The organism is Paenibacillus albidus (assembly GCF_014644435.1).
Taxonomy (GTDB): Bacteria; Bacillota; Bacilli; order Paenibacillales; family Paenibacillaceae; genus Paenibacillus_AQ; species Paenibacillus_AQ albidus.
In genome coordinates this window covers 76,448-95,643 of the sequence record NZ_BMKR01000013.1, presented here as the reverse complement: position 1 = coordinate 95,643, position 19,196 = coordinate 76,448, and the positions used below count along the sequence as shown (strand labels likewise).

The 19,196-nt window shown below is 50.7% G+C and carries 18 protein-coding genes and 2 tRNA genes; 3 read left to right on the top strand and 17 right to left on the bottom strand.

The features are described 5' to 3' along the window. Positions 1-75: 75 nt before the first annotated feature. Entirely contained in the window at positions 76-489 is a 414-nt protein-coding gene (locus tag IEY53_RS16925; RefSeq protein ID WP_189026955.1) for a hypothetical protein, read from the top strand. A gap of 294 nt (positions 490-783) precedes the next feature. Here the strand turns inward: IEY53_RS16925 and IEY53_RS16920 are convergent, their stop codons facing one another. Genes IEY53_RS16920 through IEY53_RS16905 form a run of 4 tightly spaced genes read right to left on the bottom strand, consistent with a single transcriptional unit; the run spans position 784 to position 4,645 of the window. After that, positions 784-1,572 carry an SDR family oxidoreductase gene (locus tag IEY53_RS16920; RefSeq protein WP_189026953.1) on the bottom strand — a complete coding sequence of 263 codons (789 nt, stop codon included), beginning with the start codon at positions 1,570-1,572 and terminating at the stop codon, positions 784-786. Positions 1,573-1,596: 24 nt separating this feature from the next. Next, the gene (locus tag IEY53_RS16915; protein ID WP_189026951.1) at positions 1,597-2,760 is read right to left on the bottom strand and encodes an SMP-30/gluconolactonase/LRE family protein; all 1,164 of its coding nucleotides are present in this window, start codon (positions 2,758-2,760) and stop codon (positions 1,597-1,599) included. 32 nt (positions 2,761-2,792) lie between these two features. Continuing rightward, positions 2,793-3,803 (bottom strand): zinc-dependent alcohol dehydrogenase family protein, encoded by a 1,011-nt coding sequence (locus IEY53_RS16910; protein WP_189026949.1) that lies wholly within the window; start codon positions 3,801-3,803, stop codon positions 2,793-2,795. Then, positions 3,800-4,645, bottom strand: coding sequence for an SDR family NAD(P)-dependent oxidoreductase (locus IEY53_RS16905; RefSeq protein ID WP_189026948.1), 846 nt, complete (start codon positions 4,643-4,645; stop codon positions 3,800-3,802). The genes IEY53_RS16910 and IEY53_RS16905 overlap by 4 nt, the downstream gene beginning before the upstream one ends. 279 nt (positions 4,646-4,924) lie before the next feature. On the opposite strand from IEY53_RS16905, the gene IEY53_RS16900 reads away from it, so the two are divergent. After that, complete coding sequence (locus IEY53_RS16900; RefSeq protein ID WP_189026946.1) at positions 4,925-5,584, top strand: TetR/AcrR family transcriptional regulator; 660 nt, start codon at positions 4,925-4,927, stop codon at positions 5,582-5,584. Positions 5,585-6,847: 1,263 nt separating this feature from the next. Here IEY53_RS16900 and IEY53_RS16895 read toward each other — a convergent pair. The 3 genes from IEY53_RS16895 to nrdR all read right to left on the bottom strand — a co-directional run bounded on the left by IEY53_RS16895 (position 6,848) and on the right by nrdR (position 7,752). Then, a tRNA-Lys gene (locus IEY53_RS16895) sits at positions 6,848-6,920 on the bottom strand. A 9-nt stretch (positions 6,921-6,929) separates the two neighbouring features. Beyond that, positions 6,930-7,005: transfer RNA gene (locus IEY53_RS16890), tRNA-Ala, on the bottom strand. 270 nt (positions 7,006-7,275) lie between these two features. After that, positions 7,276-7,752 (bottom strand): transcriptional regulator NrdR, encoded by a 477-nt coding sequence (gene nrdR, locus IEY53_RS16885; RefSeq protein WP_189026944.1) that lies wholly within the window; start codon positions 7,750-7,752, stop codon positions 7,276-7,278. A gap of 161 nt (positions 7,753-7,913) precedes the next feature. On the opposite strand from nrdR, the gene IEY53_RS16880 reads away from it, so the two are divergent. After that, positions 7,914-8,132 carry an alpha/beta-type small acid-soluble spore protein gene (locus IEY53_RS16880; protein WP_189026942.1) on the top strand — a complete coding sequence of 73 codons (219 nt, stop codon included), beginning with the start codon at positions 7,914-7,916 and terminating at the stop codon, positions 8,130-8,132. 77 nt (positions 8,133-8,209) lie between these two features. On the opposite strand, the gene IEY53_RS16875 is transcribed toward IEY53_RS16880, so the two are convergent. From IEY53_RS16875 to IEY53_RS16830, 10 genes are all read right to left on the bottom strand, one after another. Next, complete coding sequence (locus tag IEY53_RS16875; RefSeq protein ID WP_189026940.1) at positions 8,210-8,773, bottom strand: lytic transglycosylase domain-containing protein; 564 nt, start codon at positions 8,771-8,773, stop codon at positions 8,210-8,212. Next, positions 8,770-9,366 carry a dephospho-CoA kinase gene (gene coaE / locus IEY53_RS16870; protein WP_189027066.1) on the bottom strand — a complete coding sequence of 199 codons (597 nt, stop codon included), beginning with the start codon at positions 9,364-9,366 and terminating at the stop codon, positions 8,770-8,772. The genes IEY53_RS16875 and coaE overlap by 4 nt, the downstream gene beginning before the upstream one ends. Positions 9,367-9,376: 10 nt before the next feature. Then, positions 9,377-10,141, bottom strand: coding sequence for a manganese efflux pump (locus tag IEY53_RS16865; protein ID WP_229696197.1), 765 nt, complete (start codon positions 10,139-10,141; stop codon positions 9,377-9,379). Positions 10,142-10,336: 195 nt separating this feature from the next. Next, complete coding sequence (mutM, locus tag IEY53_RS16860; protein WP_189026937.1) at positions 10,337-11,173, bottom strand: DNA-formamidopyrimidine glycosylase; 837 nt, start codon at positions 11,171-11,173, stop codon at positions 10,337-10,339. 51 nt (positions 11,174-11,224) lie between these two features. Beyond that, positions 11,225-13,894 carry a DNA polymerase I gene (gene polA / locus IEY53_RS16855; protein WP_189026935.1) on the bottom strand — a complete coding sequence of 890 codons (2,670 nt, stop codon included), beginning with the start codon at positions 13,892-13,894 and terminating at the stop codon, positions 11,225-11,227. 171 nt (positions 13,895-14,065) lie between these two features. After that, positions 14,066-14,725 (bottom strand): phosphate signaling complex protein PhoU, encoded by a 660-nt coding sequence (phoU, locus tag IEY53_RS16850; RefSeq protein WP_189026933.1) that lies wholly within the window; start codon positions 14,723-14,725, stop codon positions 14,066-14,068. A 29-nt stretch (positions 14,726-14,754) separates the two neighbouring features. Then, a complete protein-coding gene (pstB, locus tag IEY53_RS16845; RefSeq protein WP_229696196.1) occupies positions 14,755-15,510 on the bottom strand; it encodes a phosphate ABC transporter ATP-binding protein PstB in 756 nt (251 codons plus the stop codon). Between the two features lie 206 nt (positions 15,511-15,716). Next, positions 15,717-16,445: a response regulator transcription factor gene (locus tag IEY53_RS16840; protein WP_189026931.1), complete on the bottom strand. Its 729-nt coding sequence runs from the start codon at positions 16,443-16,445 to the stop codon at positions 15,717-15,719. A 136-nt stretch (positions 16,446-16,581) separates the two neighbouring features. After that, a complete protein-coding gene (pnpS, locus tag IEY53_RS16835; protein ID WP_189026929.1) occupies positions 16,582-18,378 on the bottom strand; it encodes a two-component system histidine kinase PnpS in 1,797 nt (598 codons plus the stop codon). A gap of 159 nt (positions 18,379-18,537) precedes the next feature. After that, positions 18,538-18,927, bottom strand: coding sequence for a VOC family protein (locus tag IEY53_RS16830; protein ID WP_189026927.1), 390 nt, complete (start codon positions 18,925-18,927; stop codon positions 18,538-18,540). Positions 18,928-19,196 lie beyond the last annotated feature (269 nt).

The window sequence follows — 19,196 nt, the reverse complement described above, 5'->3', positions numbered from 1 at the left end:
TCTCTCCCAAGATTCCCCATATTCTGCTATGCTAATATAATCACAAATAACAAGAAGCAGGAAGCGCAAATTTGAATGGATGCATTTCCATATGAGCTTACTTCAGAGACTGCTATTAATCTGAAATATGAGTATGGAGGCGAGTACTTCACGTTCAGCCTGTACCGGGATGACAGAGGATGGGTTCTTCACCCCTTTGATGGAATCCTGCTGAGGAATCAGACGATGTGCGCTCTTGTCGCACAAGAGTTGTTCAAGCACAAGCCTTTTCAGGTCATGCTGGAGAAAGAGGGTATCCTCTTTTCCGATATACGTTCCACCGTTAACCTCGAAAATGTTAACACTCCGATTGCCGCACGCAATAATCGGGAGTATCGCGATAACCCGGCTGATGACCTGATGGAATTTGTTCAGCAGCACTCGATTGAAGAGGTTATTGATTACGAGTGTAGTCTTATCGGAAGCCGCATCTCCTTTTATAGGAAATAGCGATCTCTCCAGATGCAATGAGTAAGAGCTTCCTGATTTATTATTGTTTTTTCAGATGAGACAACTTGCTTCTCTGCTCCTCTTGCGTAAATCAGTTTCTTATCATTTTGCAGCTTGGAGATCAGTTACTGACCGTAACCTTCCTATCACTTAACATAGGTTCTAGATATGTAAAGATTGAACGTAACACAATCCCCATATAAATTGCTACGTGCGTGCGGACCGAACCCTAGGAAAAACAAAAGATCCGTTGCCAAATCTGGGACGGATCTTTTGTACTATTTGGACGTCGTTTTATTTGAACCGCTGGGCTTGCCTTGAAGGCATAATGGTTAGTTCCGGAATGCTGACATGCTCAGGCTGCTCCAATGCATAGAGTGCCGCCTCTGCAACATCATCAGGATGTAACGGCAGGACTTTCGAAGCAAACGCGCGAATTTCATCCTCGGAATACCCGGCCACCTGAGAAAATTCCGTTGCCACCGCCCCGGGCTGAATCGTCGTAACGCGAATCCCCTGATCGATTGTCTCCAAACGTAATGCAGACGCTATAGCGTTAACGCCGTATTTGGTAGCGCTGTATGGACCTCCACCGGCAATCACTTCCTTGCCGGCAATGGAGGAGATGATGATGACATCTCCCTTGCCCTGACCCAGCATTGGCGGAAGCCCGTAGTGCAGCGTCAACATTAGACCGTGTACATTCGTCCTGTACAACTCCTCCCATCTTTCCAGATCCACTTCTACCAAAGGACTTCGATACCCGAATCCGGCATTGGCAACTATAATATCAAGACGGCCCCAGCGGTTAATCGTTTCATTGACCACACGCTGTACTTCTTCAGCCTTTTGAATATCAGCAGGTACCGCCATAATCTCGTACAATCCCTCTTTATGCAATTCCTGAACCAGCTCATCCAATCGATCCCGCCGACGTGCCACTACAGTCACATGGGCGCCGCGCTTTACCAGTTTCCTGGCGATCGATGCCCCGATTCCGCTGCTAGCGCCTGTCACCAAGGCCACTTTGCCCGTCAGACTCTCCTTCTCATTCCACGACAGCTTCAAATCATCCAGATTCATTTCGCACCCTCCCAGATTCCAACCTTATTTTGTTAAAGGCACGCGATGAACGCCCTTGCTGCCTCCAGGTGCCGTTCCTATATATAAATATCCGTTATGGCTTGCAGCCGTAGTTACGCCATACAGTTTGCCTTCCGGATCATGCCAGCTTCCGATAAGCTCTCCCTGTGGACTGAACTCCGCAGCAAGCCCATGCTTCACCGGTGCGCTTGCGCCGTTAAGCAGCGACTGCGGCACTTTGGCCATGGTACTGGCCAACCAAGGGTTGCTATGCATCTGATCTACAAAAGAAAGGCGAGTCGTGAAGATACCGACCCAGAAATGACCTTGGTCATCACGCGTAATGTTGTCTGGGAAGCCTGCGAGATTGTCTGCGAAAATATCAGATGTACCCTTCTTCGGTCCATTGAGCCAGTATCTGGTCAACTGATAATGATACGATTCCGCCACAAGCACAAAATCTTCATCCGCGGACAAGGCAACCCCGTTTGCAAAATAGAGGCCTTCTAACAGGACGGTCGTCTTCTTGGTCATTGGATCGTACTTCAGCAAACGTCCATGCGGCTTGTTCTCGGCCATTTCTTTGAAGGTCACGCTACCATAATTCGAAGTATCGGAGAAATAAATGGAGCCGTCCTTGGCAATATCAAGCTCATTAGCTAAATAGATCGGCTTGCCGTCCACTTGATCGGCCAATACCTCTATGCTCCCGGATGGGTTTACAGACAGCAGTCCCCTCTTGACATCCGTAACGATCAAATCGCCTTTGGCATCGAATATAAGCCCATTAGGCGTTCCTTTGGTGTCTGCAAACAGTTGGGCTTTTTGCGGATTGCCCTCTGCATCGAAAGGAACCTTGTAAATTTTCCCGTCTGAATCTCCTGTATATAGCTGTCCTTCTTTATCGAATGTAATGAATTCCGGGAATTGAGGGGCATCAGTAACAAGCTGAGCCGAGCTGAGTTTGTTGTTCTGTTTCCACGGACCCGCTTCCTCAAAAGAGGGAGCCGTCGGTGCGGACCATTTTACCGGTTTGACCGGTGAAGGATAAAGCAAGAAAACGAGTAATCCTAAAACGAGCACCGCCAGCAGTGATAGACCCCATCTGCATATCCTAGCACGCAGTGAGCGTTTAGGGCGATTCCCGCCTTCAGTAGATTTAACGGAGCTAACTGGTTTATTGGGCATTAGAGCGCCTCCTATGTCATTTTTGAGAGATTTTAGATTTGGACTACGATTTTACCAAAATATTGCTTTCCTTCAGCCAAGAGCGCGAATGCTTCTCCAATTCGATCTAGAGGGAATACACGGTCAATGACGGGATGTAAACGATGATGGGCAATCGCTCGATTCATCTTTTCAAAGTGCTCCCGGTTGCCGACTTGACTGCCGCGAACCGTTGCGGCTTTCTGCAAGATGCTGGAGACATCGTATTCCGGAATGGTCAAGCCCGATAAGAACCCGACCATACTCACGGTCCCTCCAGTGCGAAGTGCATTTATGGATTTCCCCATCGTTGCCGCTCCTCCAACATCCAGAACATGGTCGACGCCGCCAGTCAGCTCTAACGCTGCCTTATCCCAATCAGGAACCTCCGAATAATTGATCGTTTGCCATGCACCAAGAGCTTTTGCTCGTTCAAGCTTGTCATTGCTGCTCGACGTGATGATGACTCGTGCCCCGGTCATAAGCGAGAATTGAAGCCCGAAGATGGAGACACCGCCTGTTCCTTGCAGCAGCACAGTATCACCCGCTTGCAAACCGCCGTATTCGATTAGCATACTCCATGCGGTTAATGCCGCGATCGGCAGGGTGGAGGCCTCCTCATAAGTGAGGTGATCGGGAATAGGGACGACTCCGTCTTCATGTAGAACGACATACTCGGCCGCTACTCCGTTCAACGGACCTCCCAGACTTTCTTCTAACACCCCTGGTCTTGGATTGCCGCTAATGAAGCGCTGTTGAAGATTACCTGCTACGCGTTGTCCGACCTGAAACCTAGTTACTCCTTGGCCAATGGCTACAATTTCTCCCGCTCCGTCTGATAATGGAATGAAGGGGAATTTGACTTCGATCGGCATTAATCCGCTCAGGACCACTAGATCCCGATAATTGAGAGAAGCTGCCCTCATGCGGATCAGCACCTCCTTAGGGCCTGGCGTTGGTTGGTCGAGTTCCGTCATGGTTAATTCCTCAAAGCCGAAGCCGTTTGTCAGTTGTATAGCTTTCATCGTATTGTCCTCCCTGTAAGATCAGATTGATTACCCGGATTCTTATTATTGCTGCTGTATCCTTCACGCGGACGAAGCATGCTTCCAACAAGCCGAAGACTTTGCTTTCGTGTAATGAAACGCGATAACTGCGCCCCTAGATAATTCTGTACACCCGGAACAATATACACTTTCCCTTCCTTCAACGCGCGAAGTGCAACCTCTACGACTCTTTCTGGTGTGTCTTTCTTTCCGACGGAGGCTTCTTCCGCTCCTACGACATTAAAGAAACTGGTGTCCGTCGAACCGGGACAAAGTGCAAAGAATTTTATGCCGCGGTTGCGGTTTTCAAACCATAACGCTTGAGTAAACGACAGGATGAAAGCTTTCGTTGCCCCATATACGGCCATATAGGGAAGTGGTTGAAATCCGGCGGTTGAGGCAACATTGATAACTGTACCTGAGCTTCTGCGCAACATGTCCGGCAAGAACAAGTGGGTCATATCTACAACAGCAGCGACATTGAGCATAACCTCTTCATGTTGACGCTCACCTGACACTTCTTCAAACAAACCATGTGTAGCAAAGCCTGCATTGTTGACCAGCAGCTCGATATCCACTTTCAAAAGTCGACATTTCTGATATAACTCGCTTGGCGCGCCCTCTTTCGAAAGATCCATAGAGATAACCTCAGCTTTGATGCCATGCTTCTTACTGAGCTCTGATGCCAGGCTCTCAAGCTTGCTCTCCGATCTGGCGACGAGTACCAGATGGCTGCCTTGTGTGGCCAGTTGTCTCGCGAATTGCTCTCCAATACCGGAAGATGCTCCCGTGACGAGCGCCCATTTCCCCTTATTTGTCATAGTGCTGCTCTCCTTTTCGATACTATGTTATAATATAGAAACACCGTTACCACTGCTCAGAAGTAATTTTCGATTCTTATGAAAGTTAAGTACCGCACATTTACGGTAACAGTGTTTCCTGTAGGTATCATTGTACCCACTCGATTTTAGAAAGTCAATATAATCTTTGAGCCTCCATCGTTTTATTGACAAGTGAAGGACAACTTTATACAATTCCTGCTAAGAGAGTCAGGAAACTTTGTTTCCTGAAGAAAACACAATAACCGAAGGTGGATGATTATGAGCGACCAAGATGCCTCCTCCATTACTAACACACGAAAATTGAAAACCTACCGGGAAGCTCGCATGCAAAATACTGAAAATCTCCGCAAGCTCGTTGTTGATGCTGCGGCAATGCTCTTGCAGGAAGAGGGCCCGGAAGCCGTTACGGTGCGCAAAGTATCCCAAAAAATGAATTGCTCGACAAAAATCATTTACAGCTTGTTTGTCAATAAAGAGGGCTTGGCCCAGCAGTTGTATCTGGACGGTTGCAAGCTCCTCGCTAACGAATTTGAGAGGACGCCGCAAGCTGCTGATCCGGCACAGCATATGCTGAATTTTGGCGAAACCTTTTGGCAATTCGGACAGCACTACTCCAGCTATTATAAACTGATGTTCGGAGGCGCTTTCGCAGATTTCAAACCGGACGAGGAAAGCATGCGCGGTACTGTAACGGCCATGAGGCAATTATTGACCGTAATCAGCAACGCGCAAGAGCAAGGACTAATTCCCGGCCAATACGCCACCGAATCCGTTGTCCGTATATTCTGGGCTTCGCTCCACGGCGTCATTCATCTTTTCATAGGAGGACACTTGGGAGATGTACAAGCAGCCTATGCCGTATACAAGCAGACGTTGTCTTTGATTGTCGGCTCGTTGTTTCCAAATCATAGCGGCTAATTTGATTGCAATAGCTTCCAACTTTTGAAAGATGGAGGCTATTTTCAATCCAAGCTGTTGTAATGTTCATGTTCCAGCGACCCAAAATGATGAAACGCTGATTGTAGTCACTAACTTCTCTGCACAAGAGCAGACCGTCGCCTTGGATGCCCCGCCATCAGAGCGCCCCCGTAACAATCTGAAGACACAAGTAGAAACGGCTACGCCGTCCTTATAAGGACGGTAACCGTTTCAGCGAGAAATAGAAGGATAATTTATAGCGCGAAGCATATAAATTCTTATATTTGCACAAAGACCGCCTTATGGATTGCAAGCTATCCATCATAAGGCGGTTTTTACACGTTTACAAGTAATATTTGCCTACAACACGGTCACTGGCGCCCCCGCCAAAAAGGACCTTGTCATCAAACCTCATTAATATTACGGTATTGAATTCGATATTAGATCCGCCTTGTTCTATTTCACAGTACACGTTGCAGGATCTTCTAAATATCCAAAATTCGGTGCAAACACTCTGGTATGCGCCCTATTTTTATTATCCTTTACCTCTGTTGGGTAAATCAGAATAATATATACCTAACCAAAATCTCGAACAGTTTCAATTTTCAATAAGGTTTAAGAAATATAACAATATGAATTCATCGTGACGGATGTTTCTTCTACATTAACTTGGCTGGAAGCGGAGTCTTTGCGTTTCGCAAGGCGTCTGCTCAGGGCGTTTACACCTTTGGAGCTTGCACTTCATCTTAAGGTAACTAATAGGCACGGCAGACGTATTTATGAGTTAGTTGATCAGCAGTTATTGGATATCGTAGGAGCGTAACAGCGTAATCGTTCGTATCAGATTAGGGTATAGCAAAATATTCAGGGGATGAAGCATAAAGCTAATTAGGTGGATTAGGAGGATTAGGAGGATTAGGAGGATTAGGAGGATTAGGAGGAATGAACTTAAATTCTTCCTGTTGAGGAAGAGTCCGCTAAGTTGGAACGGACCATGATGGAGCACTTATTTGCAGAAAAACATAATGTTTCGCCTAGCTTGCGGACTCAGATGCAGCTATTTACTCAATCCACTCCAAACCGATCAGACCCCGTGCCCCAAAAAAAGACTTCTACGAGTTAATCTGCTGCACCAGTGTGCTTCAGTAATAGGATAGCTGGTGTGAGCACCCCGACTACTCTTCAGTTTCCCCCATCCCCCTCCTTATCACATCAGTCCCTAACAACAGCAAAAAAACGGCATCTCTGCCGTTTCTTCTGTGATGGACTCTCAGGGACTCGAACCCTGGACCAATTGATTAAGAGTCAACTGCTCTACCAACTGAGCTAAGAGTCCATATGATATTGGTGGAGCCTAGGGGGATCGAACCCCTGACCTCATCGCTGCCAGCGATGCGCTCTCCCAGCTGAGCTAAGGCCCCATGTGTTACCTGTGACGAAATTACGATATATGTAATCCGTTCAAACCGGTAAGCTTGTCTTGTTTACTAAGCGTTAACTCCGTAGGCGACTTCTATATAATATAAAAAATCCGACTTGGTGTCAACACTTTTTAAAAAAAAGTTTTTGGAGCCTGAATATTCTTTGCGTTTGCTGGATTTTCTCCAACTAATTGAGGGATTTCGTGCCGGGCAGAACAAATTAGTTGGAGAATCACCTGTTATTTGTGGAGGTTAGGAGCTAAGTCCGCCCTATATCCCCTCCAGCTCCTCCGTATTCTTGGACAGCAGTCCCTTCAGCTCCTTCATGAACATGTTAATGTCCTTGAACTGGCGGTAGACGGAGGCGAAACGGACATAAGCCACCTCATCGACAGGATAAAGCTGCTCCATGACGAGCTCGCCGATCTGGCGGCTCTCAATCTCGGCTAAGGCAATCCCGCGCAGGGTCTTCTCGACCTCGGAGACGATCTTTTCGAGGCGCTCCACGGATACCGGGCGCTTCTCACAGGCGCGGATAAGGCCGCGGAGGATTTTGTCGCGGCTGAATTCCTCGCGGCTGCCGTCTTTTTTGATGACGATCAGAGGGGTTTCCTCAATCATCTCAAACGTGGTAAAGCGCTTGCTGCAACGCTCGCATTCACGCCTGCGGCGGATGGACTTATTCTCGTTGGCTGGACGCGAGTCGAGCACTTTGGTATTAGTGTGATCGCAGTAAGGGCATTTCATAAGCTCATCACTTCCTTTTGTATAAATGGGCCTCCTGCTCCGGAAGAAACCTTGCGGGAGCGGGGTCTTTATCTTTTTCCAAAAAACACCGTTTCTTTGTTGTTATGAATATGGCAAGTCCGGCACATAATACAGTTACCAACCGATAGGAGGTGAACAGCATGAGCTCAAACAACAGTTCCAACAACCTGGTAGCGCCGAATTCCCGTGGAGCCCTGGAGCAATTGAAATTTGAAGTTGCTCAAGAACTTGGAATTACGCTTTCCCCAGATGGATACCAAGGCAATAAAACTTCTTACGAAAACGGTTCGATCGGTGGTTACATCACTAAACGTCTTGTAACCCTCGCTGAACAACAACTGGCAGGTCAATTTCAATAATCTGCCTAAGTAAAGCTTGCCTAAGAAGTGTTGAACGGCCCCTTGGGCCGTTCAATGCTTCTTTTTCATGCCAGACTTCAGAACTCATTGTATAACTCTGAGTACTGGTCATAATAATAAATTACCCGCTGCACATAGTGCCGGGTCTCGCCAAAAGGAATATCCTTCACCGCCGCTTCCGTCCCGTCCCAGGTGCCTTCTGAAAGCCAGCTTCTAACCTTGCCTGGTCCCGCATTGTACGCGGCGATTACCGCCGTACGGTTGCCCTCAAACTGGCGTGACAGCGAGGAGAGATACCAGGTACCGAGCTCAATGTTGACGGCAGGGTCATGCTTCAGACGTTCCATGGAGACGTCGGGCAGCTTGGCCTTTTCGAGGGCCCACTTCGCCGTGTCCGGCATGAGCTGCATCAGGCCTATGGCCCCTTTTTTGGACTCCTGGCCGGTCTTGAAATTGGTCTCTACCCGGATGATTGCCGCCACCAGAAACGGGTCTATCTCATAAGTCTCGCTATGCTTGCTGATCTCATCCCGGTAATGGATCGGATAAAACCATGACATCCAGTTGGTGCTCAGGAACAGAACAGCCGTGAAGCCGATGAACAGCAGAAGCAGCACTCTTTTTTTGCGCAGCCACTTCATGATAAGCCCAGCCTGTCCCATAAATGATCAACCTGAGACTCTGTTTGTGTCCGATCACCGCTGTTGTCGATAACAACACTGGCTTTGCTGCGCTTCAGTTCAATGTCCATCTGTGCTTTAAGCCGTTCCTCTGCTTGCTCCCGGCTAAGTCCGTTCCGTTCCATCAAGCGGGCAAGCTGGATTTCGCGGGGCACATACACCACCACAATCTCTGTGAACAGGCCTTCCAGACCGGATTCATACAGCAGCGGAATATCTACGATAACCAGCCCTTCCGGGTCTTCTTCGTGCAATCTATACATACGGTCCTTGATCTCCTGGCGGATCGCCGGATGCGTCAGTTCATTCAGCATCTGCCGGGCCTCCGGCTGGCGGAAGATAATCTCCCCCAGCCTCGCTCTGTCCAGAGCACCATCCGGAAGCAGGATTTCGCTTCCAAACTGTTCGACGACAGCAGCCAGCACCGGATGTCCGGGGAGCATGACTTCTCTGGCGATCAGATCGGCATCGACCAGTCTTGCTCCCTTGTTCACAAGCAGTGCTGACACCGTGCTTTTTCCGGATGCAATGCCTCCGGTTAAGCCCATAATCAATGTACTCACCTCATAACAGCTTCATTATTCCCATCGTAATCAATAATAACGCAGGCAGCGCAGCGGCATGCTTCATCCAGTAACTTCCGGCAAACCGCAACCCCGTCTTCATGCCCAGCATCAGAAACGTCCCGCTGAACAAAGCAATCGCAAGTGAAGTCCAGACCGGATTAAAACCGAGCAAGGCCGCTCCAAGCCCGGCTCCAAACGCATCCAGCGAGAGCGCAATCCCCAGCACCATCGCCTCCGTAGAAGAAATGCTGCCGGAAGCGTCCATGTCCGCAGAGGATGGCGTACGCAGAATCTGGACCACAATCCCCAGCCGCCGCAGCTCCAGCGAGAATACAGCCGCTTTGCCTGGTTCCTGAAGTACCGCCCCCCCACCCGGCAGGGAGTGATCCGTACCGGCAGCTGTCCGGGGCCAAGCCGCTGGCACCGAGTTCCCGGACACCATGTTCCCAGTCACGGAGACGGGCAAATCATCTGTTACATGTTCTTTCTCCTTCTGCATCAGCATCTGAGCAAGCGACCAGCAGCCCATCAGCACCAGAATCACGGCACCGACTGCCGAAGCAGCGGTGGGGGAAACCACCGTAGCCAGGAGCACACCGACCTGCATGGAGACACCGATGACCACACCCGAACAAAGCGAGATAATCAGAATGGAGAGCAGCGGTATTTTCATTTTGCGCAAACCATATGTAACACCAACCCCAAAGCCATCCAGACTTAAGGCAAACGCCAGCAGCAGCAACGACAAGTATGGGCCAATCACCCGCAAACCCCTCCTGTGGAGAACCGGAAAGCCGGGCAGATCAATCCGCCAGCCTCCGTTCGCTTTAGTAAGCATTCTTCACACAGTATATGGGCGGGACAATCAGTGGGTGCCTGCCTTTTCCGGCTGCTGGGTAACCCTGGCTTGCTTAAACCTCAAACGTATATGGAGCGGAGCAGTCTTAACTGAATCAGATCAGTGGGCAGACGGCTGCTGGCAGCTTGGACAATAGTGTGTTCCGCGGCCTCCAACAACACTCTTCTCAATGATCGTGCCGCACACGCTGCACGGCTGGTCTTTGCGTCCATAAATCAGGAGCTGCTGCTGATACGTACCGCTCTCCCCTTGTCCGTTCACATAGGATTTGATGGAAGAACCTCCGGCGTCAACCGCCTCTGTCAATGTAGCCACGATAGCGTGGTGCAGCCTGTCCAGCTGCTCGCCGGTCAGTGCCTTGGCACTGAGCTCCGGATGAATTCCGGCACGGTGCAGCGACTCATCTACATAAATATTGCCGATACCAACCACATATTCCTGATTGAGCAGCAGCGACTTGATTTTGGTGCTTTTGCCCGACACAATCTCCTTGAACCTCCCGGCTGTAAAAGAAGGCTCAAGCGGCTCCTGTCCCAGCTTGACCAGCGGCGGCAGAGTGAGGTCTTCCCCCGGCTGGAACAGATGCATGGTCCCGAACTGGCGCACATCATTGTAACGCAGCTCGGTACCATCCGTAAAATGAAAAATCACATGCGTATGCTTGTCCAGCGGTTCACCGGCCTGGTAAAGACCATACCGTCCTTCCATCCGCAGGTGGGAGACAAGCACCAGACCATCCAGTACAAGGCGCAGAAATTTCCCTCTGCGCTCCACATTAACAATGCTATGACCCGCCAGCATATGGGCAAAGGCCTGGGTATCATCCGGCCGGATAATAATTCTCGGCAGCCGGACGGTTACGTTCTCTATCTGCTTGCCTTTTACCAAGGCATTCAAAGTTCTTCTGACTGTCTCTACTTCCGGCAATTCCGGCATTAGCTCTCACCTCTACACCATTATACCGGATATGAACTCCATGCGGGGAGCCTATTTCGCTTCATACCAGTTGCTTCCATAACTTACCTCCGCCTTAAGCGGTACAGACAGCTTCAGAGCCCCTTCCATCACTTCCGGCAAAAGAGTCTTCATCAGCTCCAGCTCCCCGGCAGGCACCTCGAACACAAGCTCATCGTGCACTTGCAGCAGCATCCGGCTCTTCAGTCCACGCTCCGCCAATGCCTTGTCCATATGCACCATAGCCAGTTTGATGATATCCGCCGCCGTTCCCTGGATCGGGGTGTTCATCGCTGTCCGCTCGGCAAAAGAGCGCAGATTGAAGTTGCTCGCATTGATCTCCGGCAAATATCGGCGGCGTTCCAGAAGTGTAGTCACATAGCCGTTCTTGCGCGCCTCCACCACAATCTCATCCATATACCGGCGTACGCCTTGGAAGACCTCGAAATACTGCTCAATGAAATGGGAAGCTTCCTTCCGCGTGATATTGAGATTCTGCGACAGCCCGTAATCACTGATACCATAAACGATCCCAAAGTTGACCGCCTTCGCGGAGCGGCGCATATTGCTGTCCACCTGCTCGGCGGTTACTCCGAATACGTCCATGGCCGTTTTGGTGTGAATATCCATATCCTGCAAAAAAGCTTCCTTCAGGCGCTCATCATCCGAGATATGGGCGAGCACACGCAGTTCAATCTGCGAATAATCCGCCGCGAGGATCGACCAGCCCGGCTCCGAAGGCACGAAGACTTTGCGGATTTTGCGGCCTTCCTCCAGCCGGATCGGAATGTTCTGCAGGTTCGGGAACTGGCTGCTGAGCCGTCCGGTAGCTGCAATGGTCTGCCGGTAAAAGGTATGAACCTTCCCGGTTTCCGGGGAGATTTCCTTGAGCAGTCCCTCTACATAAGTAGATTGGAGTTTGGCGATGGTCCGGTACTGCAGGATGTGGCGCACTACGTCATGATAAGGCGCAAGCTTCTCCAGCACCTCCGCATCGGTGGAATAGCCGGTCTTCGTTTTTTTGACGACAGGCAGTCCCAGCTTCACAAATAGGATTTCTCCGAGCTGCTTGGGTGAGTTCAAGTTAAATTCCGTTCCGCAAATGTCATAGATCTCGGAGACCAATTTGGCAATCTGCGCTTCAAATTCCTTACCAAGTTCCCTCAGATCGCCCATATTCACTGCAATCCCTTGTTTCTCCATATCGGCGAGGATACGGGAGAGCGGCATTTCCAGATCATCGAACAATCCCGTCATGTCCGTATCGAGCAGTGCCTGCTCCTGTTTCCCGACAATGGCAAGCACCGCCGCACTCTTGCGGGCGACATGATTGCCGAGAACGGCAAGCTCCGGTATTTTGTATTTGGCGCCCTTTCCGAAGACATCTTCATCTGGAGCCAGGCGCGGCAAGCCGTATTTGGATACCAGATCATTCAGATTCTGGCTGGCTTCCGTTGGGTCCAGCAGGTAGGCCGCCAGCTGTACATCCTTGGCTGCTCCGGCAAAGGGGATGTTCTTCCAATGCAGCGCCAGGTCCGCCCGGTGCAGGTCATAGCCGCTTTTCGGCGCGTGCTCATCACCCAGCCACTCCCGCAGCTTCGCTGCAGCGGGACTTTGCAGCAGGCTGAATGGCACAAAGTAATGCCGCTCCAGAGAAGAAAACCCAATCCCGATCACTTCGGCACGATGCGGATTCTCTCCGCTCGTCTCCACATGCAGCGCTGAAATATTCGGCAGATCGGCAACAAGTGCTGCAAGCTGCTCTTCACCAACCACGGTGATATCAAGCTCCGCTTCCGCCGTTTCGGCTCCCTCTCCGTCTCCGGCCAGAACGGGGGCATTTGCACTTAGAGACAAACGCTCCAGCAGCGATTTGAACTCCAGCTTGGCCAGCGCCGGACCGGCGGTATCGCTCTTGATTCCGGTAAAGACCATATCTTCCCAGGCATGCGCAAGCGGCACCTCGCGGAAGATCGTGGCCAGCTTTTTACTCATGCGCGCATCTTCGGCATGGGCCTCCAGCTTTTCCTTCATTTTGCCCTTAAGCTCATCCGTACCTGCCAGCACACCCTCCACGGAGCCGAACTGATGCAGCAGCTTGAGGGCGGTCTTCTCGCCCACGCCCGGCACACCGGGAATGTTATCACTGGCATCGCCCATCAGGCCTTTCAGATCAATGATTTGCTCGGGTGTAAGATCGTATTTCTCACGCAGCTGCGCCGGTCCGTACAGCTCAATTTCGGTGACGCCCTTGCGGATCAGCGCTACGGTCGTATGCTCCGAAGCCAACTGCAGCATGTCCTTGTCCCCCGAGACGATCATAACCTGCCGGCCGGCTTCATCCGCTTGACGGGAGATCGTCCCGATAATATCATCGGCCTCATAACTCTCAATCTCGAACTGCGGCACCCCCAAATTCCGCAGCAGATCCTTGAGCAGAGGGAACTGCTCGGAGAGCTCGGGCGGTGTTTTTTGGCGTCCGCCTTTATAATCCTGATATCCTTCATGCCTGAAGGTAACCTTGCCGGCATCGAAGGCCACGATCATATGCGTCGGTTTATGTTCTTCAATCAAGCGCAGCAGCATGGTCGTAAATCCATATACGGCATTCGTCTGCTGTCCCGCAGTATTCGTCAGCGGCGGCATTGCGAAAAATGCGCGGTAAATAATGTTATTGCCATCTATTAGAATTAACTTGTCCACTGTAACACCTCGCCTTTATGTTGCTTGCTTTGTCTATCTTAACATATGCCCCGGCCCAGAAGAAACGATGGCTTGATAGTCTGGGTCCTTTCTCCCTGCAATCCAAAAAACGCCGGCGGGAGGCCGGCGTTTCAACGTTTCCTTCTATTATATTAATACCCGCTGAACCGCTTACTGATTCAGATCCGGGCGTTTCCCCGTGACGAGATAAACAACGCTCTCCCCAATGTTGGTGGCATGGTCGGCGATCCGCTCAATATACCGGCCTACCAGGGTCAAGAGCATGGCCTGGGACAGGGCATCCGGCTTCTCTACCATATAAGCATACAGCTCGTTGATCATGTTGCTGTACAAATGGTCTACCTGATCATCATCCTGAGCCATTTTGTAGGCCAGATCAGTATTCTCGTCCAGGTAGGACTGGATGGCTTCCGTCGTCATGCCGGTAACAATCTCGGCCATGCGCGGAATATCCACCAGCGGCTTAATCAGCTGTTGCCCCTGAACCCGCATCGTTACCTTAGCTACGTCCAGAGCCAAATCGCCCATACGCTCCAAATCACTCGAAATCTTGAACGCAGTGATAATACGGCGCAAATCCTTCGCCACCGGCTGCTGAGTGATAATCAGCCGTGATCCGATCTCCATGATTCTGTCTTCCATGGCATTCAGCCGAAGGTCCGCCTTGACGATTTCCTGTGCACGCGTAGTATCCAGAGTTTGCAGAGCCAGAACCGCACCTTCAAGCGCATCCGTTACATGCTCACCCATTTGCTGCAGCAGGCTGCGCAGCTCTTCCAAATCTTTATCAAATTCTTTTCTGCGAATCATATAAGCGCGTTCCTCCTCAGAACATATGGTCAGCCAAAACGTCCGGAAATATAATCTTCGGTGCGGGAATCCTTGGGGGTCGAGAACAGCTGCTCCGTATCTGCGGCCTCCACAATCACACCATTCAGGAAAAATACAGTGCGGCCCGATACACGTGCGGCCTGATGCATATTATGCGTGACCATCACGATTGTATACTTGCTCCGCAGTTCCTGTACCAGCTCTTCAATCTTGAGAGTGGACACCGGGTCCAGGGCCGAAGTGGCCTCATCCATTAGCAGAATATCGGGATGCACGGCCAGCGCTCTTGCAATGCACAGCCGCTGCTGCTGCCCGCCGGACAGACTCAGTGCGGATTTCTTCAGAAAATCCTTCACTTCATCCCACAGGGCGGACTGGCGCAAGCTTTGTTCCACGAGTTCATCCAGCTCGCTTTTGGAACGGACGCCATGCAGGCGCGGACCATAGGCCACATTATCGTAGATCGATTTGGGAAAAGGATTGGGTTGCTGGAAGACCATGCCGACTTGCTTGCGCAGGCTTTCCACCTCGACCTCGTCTCCATAAATGTTTTTGCCGCCTATGTTGACCTTGCCTTCAATCCGGGTACCCGGAATCATATCGTTCATACGGTTAAGTGTACGCAGCAAAGTGGACTTGCCGCAGCCGGAAGGACCAATAAAAGCAGTAACCTGCTTCTCCGGCACTTGCAGATCGACATTCTTCAGCGCATGAAAGGACTCATAGTAGAGATCAAGTTTCTCTATATCAATGATGGATTTCATTCGTATTTGCGTCTCCTTCTCATCAGCTTCGTTCCCCATCATAACCATGCAATGTAAATACAGTTGAAGAGAATTGTTAACGCATTGTAAAATAAGTGACGGTATGAGAAGAACTCCGTCATTTAAAGAGTGTCTTCAAACCTAAGCATAAGAGGATTATGACAGAAGTCATATCCTCTTTAAATCCTATGGTTTGAAGACACCTCCTAAATGACCGGAGTTCTTTTTTTGTTAACTACCAGTTTATAGCCTACCCCGCGGATCGAATCGATATGAACGGATTCCGGATCAAGCTCCAGCTTCTTGCGAAGTGAGCTGACATGCACATCCACAGTCCGCTGGCCGCCGATATAATCGAAGCCCCACACAGCATTCATCAGATCATCGCGCGTCAGCACGACCCCCGGCTTGCGGGCCAGGTAGAGCAGCACTTCAAATTCTTTGGGGCGCAGATTGATGCTCTGGCCGCCCAGCGACACTTCATAACGCTCCGGGTAAATCTCCAGCTGACCCAGAATAATGGTCGAGGCGGATACCGTTGCTTCGGGAACTGCTTCTTCAGCCAGTCCGGAAATACGGCGCAGTACAGCGCTGACCCGGGCCAACAGCTCGGATACGCCAAAAGGCTTCGTTATATAATCATCCGCACCTGATTTCAACCCCCGGACGACATCCTCTTCGGCATTTTTGGCCGTCAGCACGATAACTGGCGTACGGATGCCTTGTCCACGCAATTTATCAAGAATATCAATTCCGTTCATACCCGGCAGCATCAAATCCAGCACGATTAAGTCAAAAGGTTCTCTAGTCGCACGGTCATATCCTGCTGTTCCATGATCTTCCACCGTCACCTCATAACCTTCCTGCGTAAGGTTGTAGGACAGCAGCCGGGCCAGCGTCGGTTCGTCTTCAATGACAAGCAATCGTTGTGCCATAGGTTCCCCCGTATTCATATGTTTTAAAATTTACAAAACAACAGCAGACCCATCATATCACCGGAATGTTAACACTGTGTAAAAATTATAAATTGCCGCAGCTTTTATTTGACACAACATTGCACATCTCAGCCACTCAGCTCTCTTCTTCCTCCTGCAGCAGCGGAAGTTCAAGAATGAAAGAGCTCCCGATTCCAAGATCACTCTCCACCGAAATCGAACCCCGGTGCAATTCGACCAGATGCTTAACAATGGACAACCCCAGCCCGGTGCCGCCGGAGCTTCTGGACCTGGCCTTATCGACCCGGTAAAAGCGTTCAAAAATGCGGGGCAGATCCTTGCGCGGTATACCCATTCCGGTATCGCTGACGGTAAAGACCACACTTTCGCTGCCGTCCGGCTTCAGGCGGTTATGGGCGGTGACCTTGACACTGCCGCCTTCATGCGTGTAATTAATCGCATTGGAGAGCAGATTCAAAAAGATCTGGCGCAGCTTGTCCTCGTCGCCTTCAATGAACAGCTCGGCCGGCACAGTTGCACTGAGGCTGATATTTTTCTTCTCCGCCACTTTGCTGATCGTCTCAAGCATGGAATCAAAGAACTCAATCAGGTGAACAGGGGAGCATTCCAGTGCCACCCGCTTCGATTCGATCTTGGACAGCTCCAAGATATCTCCAATCAGGCGGTTCAAGCGCTCATTCTCGTCATAGATGATCTGCAGGAAAGAACGTGCTGTTTTCTCATCTGTAACTCCGCCGCCCAGCAAGGTCTCGGCAAAACCCTTGACCGCCGCAACCGGTGTCTTGAGCTCATGCGACACATTCGCGACGAATTCGCTGCGCATTTTCTCCAGCCGGCGGATTTCGGTAACCTCCTGGAGGAGGAACAACATCCCCCGGTAGGATTCATCCTGCTGCATGGGTACTCCGTCCAGCCTGACAATCCGTTCTCCGGGATTGTAAATGCTCCGCTCCTCATGGACGGTCTCCTTGCGGGATATGCCTTCTTCTATCAACCGGGTCAGCTCGTAATGGCGCTTGAGCTCACGGTACGAAAGTCCGGTGATTTCGGTGCTGTTGACATCGAGCATTTTTTCGGCCGCCCGGTTCAACAGTGCAATTTCGTCCTCCGCATTAATCATTAATATGCCGCCCGTCATGTTGTCCAGAACACTTTGCAGCAGACCTTCGTTGTCACGAATGGTCTTTAACTGGTTCTGCAGGCTGTCCGCCATCGCATTGATCGCTGCCGCCAGCTGCCCAACCTCGTCCTTGCGGTTCATCGGCACCCGTGCATCATAATCCTGATCCGTGATGCGCCGGGCTACCCGGGTAATTTGTTCGAGGGGAGACGTCATGCCTAAGGCAACTCTGTAACTTACGAAGGTGGCTGCAACAAAGAGCAGCACCAGCCCTCCGGCCATAATCATCCAGGCCCGGTTCAGCACTTCGGAGACCGCGTCCAGCGGCATGGACAGACGGATATAACCGTCAAAGCCATGCCCGGAGGCAACCGCACCCGCCACATAGAGCATTTTGCGGTCCATAGTTTCACTATGCCGGATGGCCCGTCCGATTCCGTCCTTGGCGGCCAGCAGCTCTTCCTCCCGGTTGGAATGGTTGTCCATTTCCAGCGGGTTTTTCTCGGAATCCCCAATGACCTTGCCTTCTTTGGTAATAAAGGTGACCCTTGAACCAATGAGTGCAGCCACATGTTCGGCTTGCTCCGTGTAGTATGCAACAGCATCCGGTGCGTTCATGTCCTGAAACTTGAACGTGCCCGCCAGCAGATTTATTTCCCGGGACATGTTTTCTTCCAGCGCAGCCACATGCGAATCCTTGAACAAATGAGCCATCGTAAACCCGGCACCGATCATGGAGACCCCTACCATGACCATTAGTATAAGTGTAAGACGAATACGAAACGGTTTCATCTGAATTGTGCCTCTTCCTCTTTTCGTGTGACTTTCATTTTATCCTAACTCCATTCAGGACAAAAAACCAGCAGGAAATGATGGCGGGACACAAATACAAAGCCGCCTGTCTCCTGTAATAGGAGAAGGCGGCTTGATGTTATTTATAATACCGGTGGATCAAGATGGCTTACAGGTGGCGAGGAACCATTGATTTCCCTGACCGTCCCTGATCCCCGCTCCCCGTTCGCCATAGGTCTTGTCCGCCGGCTCCTCAAGGCTGACTGCTCCGGCTTCCAGACATTTGCGGTAGGTCTCATCCACGTTGCTCACATAGAGATGGATGGTCTGCTGCACCGGAGGATATTTGCTGTTCGCTTCGGACACCTCAATTATGGAGTCGCCGATCTGCAGCTCTGCGTGGCGAATTCTTCCTTCGTCATTCCGCTGCATATCGTTGATTCGTCCATCAAAGCACCCTACTACAAAATCCACCAGCGAATCGGCACTTTCCGCAATAAAGTAAGGGGTGACCGTATGAAATCCGTTTCGTACATAATGCGGTGACATTCGTTGCCCCCCTCATATAAATCTATTGACCACTTAACCCGCTGGTATTCCGGCAGTCTTTTAACTATCGCAGAACACACAGCTCACCGGGGGCTTCTTACAGTTGGTGGCCTGCTGCATAGTAGGGATGTACGGATTGGCGTCTTTTAATGCATTTTATACATCAGGTAGCGAATAAACTAGGCTCATTTCCGATTTGACTGCATTTTCTACATTAGGAAAAGCAGAATTAGCTGAAAAGGGCCTTTTTTCTAACTGCCTGCTGCACA

Excerpts from the sequence above, each read along its gene's own strand:
- IEY53_RS16830 (WP_189026927.1), bottom strand. The coding sequence starts at position 18,927 with ATGTCACCGCATTATGTACGAAACGGATTTCATACGGTCACCCCTTAC.
- pstB (WP_229696196.1), bottom strand. The coding sequence starts at position 15,510 with ATGAAATCCATCATTGATATAGAGAAACTTGATCTCTACTATGAGTCC.
- IEY53_RS16910 (WP_189026949.1), bottom strand. The coding sequence starts at position 3,803 with ATGAAAGCTATACAACTGACAAACGGCTTCGGCTTTGAGGAATTAACC.
- IEY53_RS16875 (WP_189026940.1), bottom strand. The coding sequence starts at position 8,773 with ATGAAGTGGCTGCGCAAAAAAAGAGTGCTGCTTCTGCTGTTCATCGGC.
- IEY53_RS16925 (WP_189026955.1), top strand. The coding sequence starts at position 76 with ATGGATGCATTTCCATATGAGCTTACTTCAGAGACTGCTATTAATCTG.
- IEY53_RS16915 (WP_189026951.1), bottom strand. The coding sequence starts at position 2,760 with ATGCCCAATAAACCAGTTAGCTCCGTTAAATCTACTGAAGGCGGGAAT.
- pnpS (WP_189026929.1), bottom strand. The coding sequence starts at position 18,378 with ATGAAACCGTTTCGTATTCGTCTTACACTTATACTAATGGTCATGGTA.
- IEY53_RS16920 (WP_189026953.1), bottom strand. The coding sequence starts at position 1,572 with ATGAATCTGGATGATTTGAAGCTGTCGTGGAATGAGAAGGAGAGTCTG.
- IEY53_RS16840 (WP_189026931.1), bottom strand. The coding sequence starts at position 16,445 with ATGGCACAACGATTGCTTGTCATTGAAGACGAACCGACGCTGGCCCGG.
- IEY53_RS16880 (WP_189026942.1), top strand. The coding sequence starts at position 7,914 with ATGAGCTCAAACAACAGTTCCAACAACCTGGTAGCGCCGAATTCCCGT.
- IEY53_RS16905 (WP_189026948.1), bottom strand. The coding sequence starts at position 4,645 with ATGACAAATAAGGGGAAATGGGCGCTCGTCACGGGAGCATCTTCCGGT.
- mutM (WP_189026937.1), bottom strand. The coding sequence starts at position 11,173 with ATGCCGGAATTGCCGGAAGTAGAGACAGTCAGAAGAACTTTGAATGCC.
- phoU (WP_189026933.1), bottom strand. The coding sequence starts at position 14,725 with ATGATTCGCAGAAAAGAATTTGATAAAGATTTGGAAGAGCTGCGCAGC.
- nrdR (WP_189026944.1), bottom strand. The coding sequence starts at position 7,752 with ATGAAATGCCCTTACTGCGATCACACTAATACCAAAGTGCTCGACTCG.
- IEY53_RS16900 (WP_189026946.1), top strand. The coding sequence starts at position 4,925 with ATGAGCGACCAAGATGCCTCCTCCATTACTAACACACGAAAATTGAAA.